5 protein-coding genes and 1 pseudogene are annotated in these 6,875 nt (G+C 50.9%); 2 read left to right on the top strand and 4 right to left on the bottom strand.

Features of this window, described 5'->3' with window-relative positions; translation table 11 throughout:
- Positions 1-99: 99 nt before the first annotated feature.
- Positions 100-1,710 carry a sulfatase-like hydrolase/transferase gene (locus ABF287_RS00050; RefSeq protein WP_347182983.1) on the bottom strand — a complete coding sequence of 537 codons (1,611 nt, stop codon included), beginning with the start codon at positions 1,708-1,710 and terminating at the stop codon, positions 100-102.
- Between the two features lie 11 nt (positions 1,711-1,721).
- Complete coding sequence (locus ABF287_RS00055; RefSeq protein WP_347182984.1) at positions 1,722-3,248, bottom strand: bifunctional 3-(3-hydroxy-phenyl)propionate/3-hydroxycinnamic acid hydroxylase; 1,527 nt, start codon at positions 3,246-3,248, stop codon at positions 1,722-1,724.
- Between the two features lie 185 nt (positions 3,249-3,433).
- Here ABF287_RS00055 and ABF287_RS00060 point away from each other — a divergent pair, with 185 nt between their 5' ends.
- The gene (locus ABF287_RS00060) at positions 3,434-4,336 is read left to right on the top strand and encodes a LysR family transcriptional regulator (protein ID WP_347182985.1); all 903 of its coding nucleotides are present in this window, start codon (positions 3,434-3,436) and stop codon (positions 4,334-4,336) included.
- Between the two features lie 15 nt (positions 4,337-4,351).
- Here the strand turns inward: ABF287_RS00060 and ABF287_RS00065 are convergent, their stop codons facing one another.
- Together ABF287_RS00065 and ABF287_RS00070 are read right to left on the bottom strand one after the other, a co-directional pair.
- Complete coding sequence (locus ABF287_RS00065) at positions 4,352-5,608, bottom strand: DUF3500 domain-containing protein (protein ID WP_347182986.1); 1,257 nt, start codon at positions 5,606-5,608, stop codon at positions 4,352-4,354.
- The gene (locus ABF287_RS00070) at positions 5,608-6,414 is read right to left on the bottom strand and encodes an SDR family oxidoreductase (protein ID WP_347182987.1); all 807 of its coding nucleotides are present in this window, start codon (positions 6,412-6,414) and stop codon (positions 5,608-5,610) included. Before ABF287_RS00070 ends, ABF287_RS00065 begins: the two co-directional genes overlap by 1 nt.
- Before the next feature lie 293 nt (positions 6,415-6,707).
- Here ABF287_RS00070 and ABF287_RS00075 point away from each other — a divergent pair.
- Positions 6,708-6,875: pseudogene (locus ABF287_RS00075) on the top strand (IS6 family transposase); the annotation flags it as partial.

Consider the following 6,875-nt stretch of genomic DNA (forward strand, 5'->3'; position numbering starts at 1 on the left):
CGCTCTTACTGAGTGGCGCCAATTATTGAGCGCATAGATTCAGGCTGAGCCAGCGATCCGATGCGAGTTCTCATTCGTCTGACAGCACCCGTCTAGCTGCTAATAATTTTTCGACGCGGCTAACTGCGCGGCCTCGTCTATCTCTTCCTGGTCCCAAAACCCCAGATAAATACCACGTCGTACCGCGCCGTTTTCGCGCGCAACAATGTCTGCGTTGGAGTGCATCGTTTTATTGTGATGTTGTCTGTACCAGGAGTTTAGTTGCTCCATCAGGTTGTCGCAGATCTCTTTGTGATCCAAACTTTTGCCCAGATCGGTCAGTTCACCGGGGTCCTTCTTTAAATCAAAGAGCATCGGACGGAATCCCTCGGCGTGGATTAGCTTGAACTGGTCATCACAGATCATCGCCAGACGACAATCACCAATAGGTTGGTTTAGTTTTTTGCGGGCGGATTTGAAGCAATAGTCATACTCGCTGAATACATGCTGTCGCACTTCGGTGGCCTGCCCCTGGATTAATGGTTTCAGTGATTTGCCTTCCAAAATTTCAGTCCGTGGTTCACCACCGGCGTATTCCACGAATGTCGGCACAAGGTCGATCGCCTCAACAAGCGCATTGCAGACAGTGCCACGAGTTGCCATCGCTTCAGCACGTGGATCCACCACGATCAATGGCACGCGAACAGAGGCATCGTGAAACAACTCCTTCTCCCCGAGCCAGTGATCACCCAAATAGTCACCATGGTCGGACGTGAAGACAATCAGAGTATTGTCGCGTTGGCCAGTGGTCTCCAATTGCGCAATCAGCCGCCCTATTTGATCATCGATCTCAGTAATCAATCCCATATAGGCTGGAATCACTGCTTCGCGGACCTCCGCCCTTGAGAATGCCCTTCCAACCCGCTCGGCTTGAAACGCGCCCAACACCGGGTGCGGGTCGGTATGTTCGCCTTCGGAGCGCACAACAGGTTGGATGTCTTCGGGGCCATACATCTGATGGTAAGGAGCAGGCGCAACATAAGGCCAATGCGGTTTGATATAGCTCACATGCAGGCACCAGGGCATGTCGCCAACTTGATCCAGGTAATCCATCGCTCGGGTTGTGAGCCATGCCGTTTCACTGTCCTCTGCTGCAATACGGGCAGGTTTGGTCGCATTCTGCAGCTGCCAGCCGCTCAAGATCTTACCATCCGAATCCTCTCCGGAATTGGCAAAATCGTGCCACGGATTGTCGCTGTCATAACCTTTTGAACGCAGATAGATCTGGTAAGCGTTGTTGGGGTCAGGCTGAGTGGCCGGAAACTCACCATCCATTCTTTCCCACACATCAAATCCACATTCAGCAATTCTGCGACCTATCTTGCTATCGGCCTCGATTCCAAGCCGTTGCATTCCGCGCTTGTCCGGCGCTGCATGCGTTTTGCCGCACAACACCGTATCCATACCGACCAGCCGTAAATGGTCGCCTAAAGTCAATTCTCCTACACCTATCGGCGTGCCGTTGAAGGTGGCACCGTGGCTTCGACAATAGCGCCCGGTATATGCACTCATTCGGCTCGGGCCACAAAGGGGTGACTGGACATAAGCTCTGTCAAACCGAACACCTTGTCTGGCGAGAGCATCAATGTTGGGTGTCTTGATGGTTTTATGACCAGTGCAGCCCAGATAATCGTAACGAAGCTGATCCACCATCAGGAATAGAATATTCAAACGGAGCGCTCCTATCGCAGGTTGAAGAAAGCGGTCTGAAATCTGTTGACCGATCCAGCGGCATCGGTTCCAGCTGTCCAGACAACACCATCAGGGCGAATAATCATCATCGTTAACCCCCGTTCGTGCATCCATTGGGTCAACATAGCTCCAGTGTCCTGGCAACTTGATTGTTGGGGATTGGCGGTCTCAAGATCAATTGTGATCCGGAGTGCTCCGTCCGATCCACTAAGCTCAACCATCGAAAACCCAGACAATAAGTCGTCCAGCAAAAATTCTTTATCTTCTTTTGAAACACGCGGCTGTGGTGCCAGCGCGCCCGAAAATTCCCCACCCTTGTCGTCCAAAAACCCGTCAGCGATTGGGGGAACCAATGATTGCCGGTTTACTATCTGGGTTTTATTTTCCATTTCCTTGCGCAACAACGCATCACGATTGACAGCTTTCTCCATATCGGTTTCACCGATTATCTTACCCAGATCCTTGGCTATTTCAGTCAGCACCAGTATGTGTGGTCGTCGCTCCGTTTGGTATGTGTCCAGCAAACTGTCATTCGCTTTACTGTCTAAAACATACGATAGTTTCCAAAACAGATTGGCCGCATCGCGCAGGCCCGAATTCAGACCCTGCGCAAAAAATGGCGGCATCGTGTGCGCTGCATCACCGGCAAGGAAAACACGTCGATCGCGCCAGACATCTGCCACTCGCGCATTGAAATGATAAACAGATTTGCGCCAGAATTCCAACGCCGTAACATCCACGAATGGCTCCAGGCGCGCCTTGATCTTGTCCAGATCGCGATAATCATCGACGTTTTCACCAGGCATGATTCTCATTTCCCAGCGGCGTAAATTGCCTGAACAAATCACATAAGTAGTCGGGCCGTCTGGGAAGCAATATTGAGTAGTCAGTGATGGCAAGGGTATATCGCGCTCGACCCGGGCATCAACAACCACCCAATGTTCGGAAAATCCCAAATCAGTCATAGTGGTACCCATCCACTCCCTTGTAGGGCTGTTCGCTCCATCACAGCCGATCAGATAGCGGGCATGCAGTGTCGTTTGCCCTAATGGTGCGTCGAAAGTCACACTCACCTGTTCACTGGTTTGCTCGAAGACAGTGGCCTTATGCTCCAAGAAAACGTCGACTGATTCGAGGGCATCAACGCGGGATCGCAGCTTTCGCTCAGCCTCAGGCTGAACAAACATGATATTGGGAGGCCAACCCAGCAGATAGGGCGGCGGCGCAGAACCCATCGCCTTGATCACCCCGCCGTCCACGCCGCGATATTCGGTACCGGGATGAAGAGCACTACCGTCAGAAATTTGCTCCGCAAGATCAATGCGTTGAAAAAGGCGCAGCGCTTCATGGTCAAGATTAATGGCACGAGGCTTATCGAATACATCGCGGTAAGTATCGGCAATTGCGACGCGATAACCGCCCTGACCCAGCAAATTGGCCAGCGTCGCCCCGACGGGGCCATAGCCTACGATCAGAGCATCATAGATAAGATTTTCATTCTTAATGGTTGCATGCATGGAATTTATGGCCTTAATTTTCTGTGAAGCCGGGTTTGAGAGCCAGTTGTGTATCAAATTACTATGATTTTTGGAGTGGTTTACCAAGATTATGCAGCAGGGAGTGTATGGTCAAATTCTAATTATCATCGATGCCATAACCAACGGTTATGTCAGTTGACGTTGTTAAGAGGCTGGAGCTGAATATGTTTTCTCGGGTGCTTCGCAATTTCTTGAAGGTGGTCGACATGGGCAGCATAACGGCTGCAGCCGACGCATTAAATGTCAGCCAGCCGGCCCTGACCAAGAGTATTCGAAAACTGGAAAACGACCTCGGCACGAAATTGTTCACGCGAATTTCAAAAGGTGTGCAACTGAACAAGGCTGGCGAAATACTGGAACACCACGCTCGGGTTATGGAAAACGAATATCGGCATGCCATAACACGTATTGGCGAACTGTCGGGCGCGGAGCATGGCAGACTTCGGATTGGCGCAACTCCAAACTGGCTGGTCAGGATTCTGCCACCTGTCGTCGCTGAATTTCAGAAGACATATCCAGATATCCGCATGATATTGGTGGGAGGCGTTATCGACACATTGGTTCCGGCAATTGTTTCGGGTGATCTGGATCTGATTTGCATTTCGCTAGATTTTCCAGACAGATCAGAGCTCACAAAAATTCCTTTGTTTAAGATGGATCATATCATTGTCAGCGATGCCAGCCATCCTTTGGCATCACAAGGCAATGTCTCTGCAATCGACCTGGCTCCACAACGCTGGCTGGCTTTGAAGGACGATTTTGTGGGCACCCATCGAATATCCGCTTTCTTCGCCACATTCGGTCTCAAACCACCAAAAATCAGCCTGGAAACCACTTCGATCAATAGTCTTCTTGAAACTCTAAGAGGTGGGAATTACGTCGCGCACATTCCCGATCAGATGTTGGAACTTGCACAACAAAAAGGTCTTGTGAAAATCGATTTCAACCGCACTTTGTGGCAATCAAACGCAGGCCTGGCCATTCGTAGTTTCACCAAACCCTCCAGGGCACTGACCGGTTTCATGGAATGCGTCAAGTCGGCAACGGCCAAATATTCCGAACGTTAGGATCAGCACCCGACCTCAGGCGTGGTTAACATGGTTGTGAGCGTTTTTGTGAGAGTGCGCATAGTGTTGTCGTAAAACGTCCAACCCATAATCGTTTCCATTGGGACTGCGGACCACAGTATGCACATGGAAGCCCAGCGGTTCTTTATTGGTCAAGAACACACCTGCATGATGATCGAACTCGATGAATATCACCGGACTTTGAATACGGTAGTAAAAGGGCGTGGTGGGACCATTTCCTCCGATCCAGCAAAAATGCGTATGATTTAGATGCCGCTCAACGTCCGCCATTTTCGCCTGGCGCGGTCCATCCGGCATGGCTCCGACATAGGCATTCACAAGATCAAGCAGGCATTTGCATTGCGACCCCGTCATTTTTGCTGCGTTAAGGCCCTCTAAAGGCACGACCCTGTTGTCCTGATGTGCGCCTCCCAACATGAGGTAATCCGCGAAATGCACACGACCTTCCGGAAGATCAGAGCCACCCAAATCAAAACCCAATCGCGCCTTTTGTTGGTTTTGAGCCGATAGGGAATTGAACAGATCCAGCCCCCGGCGGTGCTCATCCTGAAACATCTGCAATCCCTTGAAGCGGCCTTCATCGGCGAAGCAGATCTCAGCGCCCTGAAAGCTTGGCGTGAGTACCATTTGCCCGCCAATCACCAGGCAATTTAGGCCAAGGTGATGTCCCCAAAGCTGCCAACCCCAGGGGTTAACGTTAGAAGGCTTGCCATAAATGCAGAAATTGTAACTCCATTCGCCAAGCACACCTGGCGCGCCGATGGCATTGCCCAGAAAAGCATTCAGTTGCATCACTCCAACTGTGTTTTGGTAGCCCTGGTCACTAAGGGAGCTACGTAGAAGCCGTAAGACCAGTTCGCGAGTTTCATCGGAAAGAAATTCGAGCCGCAATCCGTGTTTTTCGACAAAAATCTCGGTATTCTGCCACTGCCGCCACAAATTGCTGTCGACCTCCTGTAATCCCCGCTTCCGCTCGTCTGCACTGAGACTCTCGAGCAACCTTCCCGCCGCTGCAACCATATCGTCAACGGGGGCGCCCTCATCCCGTAAGGAGTAAAGACCTGATGTACGTTCACCATCAACGGTGATGCCTCGAAACTCCTGCTTTGCAAGTTCACCCCATTGGTTGAACAGGTTCTCGATGCGTGGAATTGCCAGCCGCCCCTTCGCATGGGAGATCGCATCGTCACCCACTATTCGTGATTGCTCCGCAGTGGGCAAATATGGGCGGTAATCCGCAAAGTCAGCCATTACACCAACCCTGGATAAGAGCCGCCATCGAGATGCATATTGCTGCCGGAAATGTAACCTGCATAACTAGAACACAAAAAAGCAAACATAGCACCGAATTCTTCTGGCCGGCCCAGGCGTTTTGCTGCAATTGATTGTACCTGTGCTGCCCGCGCTTCCTCAAAGGTCAAACCGTCGCGTTTCATCACAGCATAAGCCATTTCGATTTGCCGCGGACTGTCGATGCGTTCGGGCAACATGTTGTTGATGGTCACATTGTGAGGCGCGACTTCGAATGATAATGCTTTCAACGAGGCCGTAAGGCCCGCTCGGGCACCCGCACTTAACGTTAAATGTGGCCTCGGAGTTGTAACCATGGCAGAGGTAATATTAATGATGCGTCCGAACCCCCGTTCGATCATTCCGGGAATTACCGCGTGTACTAAAAGAATGGGCGCCAAATAGTTGGAATGGTACGTCTCTTCCCAATCTTGCCGCTTTGTATCCAGAAAACGTTTTGGCTTTGGACCGGCATTATTGTTCAACAGGATGTCCGCATCCGGGCAGGCCGCGAGCAGAGCCGCTCTTCCTTCCTCGGTCGAAACATCGGCCTGAACAGCGGAAACGCGCCCCCGGGCAACGGCTTCAACTTCAGCCTGTGCCGCTCTTATTTTTTCAGGATTGCGACCATTTATGACAACATCAACACCTTCTGCAGCCACCGCCTTGGCACAGGCCAATCCGAGCCCCGCATTGGATGCACACAACAATGCTTTTCTCCCGGCGATATCTAAATCCATCAGCAAGTTCCAATTTTGTTCAAACAAATAAAGGCATACCTCCTACTGGCTTTCAAGCCAAAACCCGTAGTTAACAGGTATATTGGTCACTGATCCTCGTGGCAATGTGCGGCGACTCATCTCAGAAGGTCTCCTGGTATCCAAAGAACTTTGCCCAGTCGGAGATTGTCATTGACGTAAAAGAATTCTGAAAGCAGCCATCCACAACGATAGATGTAAAGACAAGTTTCACAAACAAAGCAAACCAAAGAATTGCGTCTGTGGGTACTGTCAGATTAAACTCGGTTGAAGCGAGCATGGTGTATTTGTAGAAACCACAAATGACAAATCACTCCCCATTCAGGTACTTTAAAACGAGCCCTGAGATCATCCGTTTGACTGTGATGCTGTACGCTCGTTTTCCACTTTCGCTTCGCAATGTAGAAGACCTTCTTCATGAGCGGGGGATCGACGTTAGCCACGAGACTGTGCGGTTTTTGTGGTGTTGC

Source organism: Pacificibacter sp., assembly GCF_039769035.1.
In the GTDB taxonomy this organism is placed as follows: Bacteria; Pseudomonadota; Alphaproteobacteria; order Rhodobacterales; family Rhodobacteraceae; genus Celeribacter.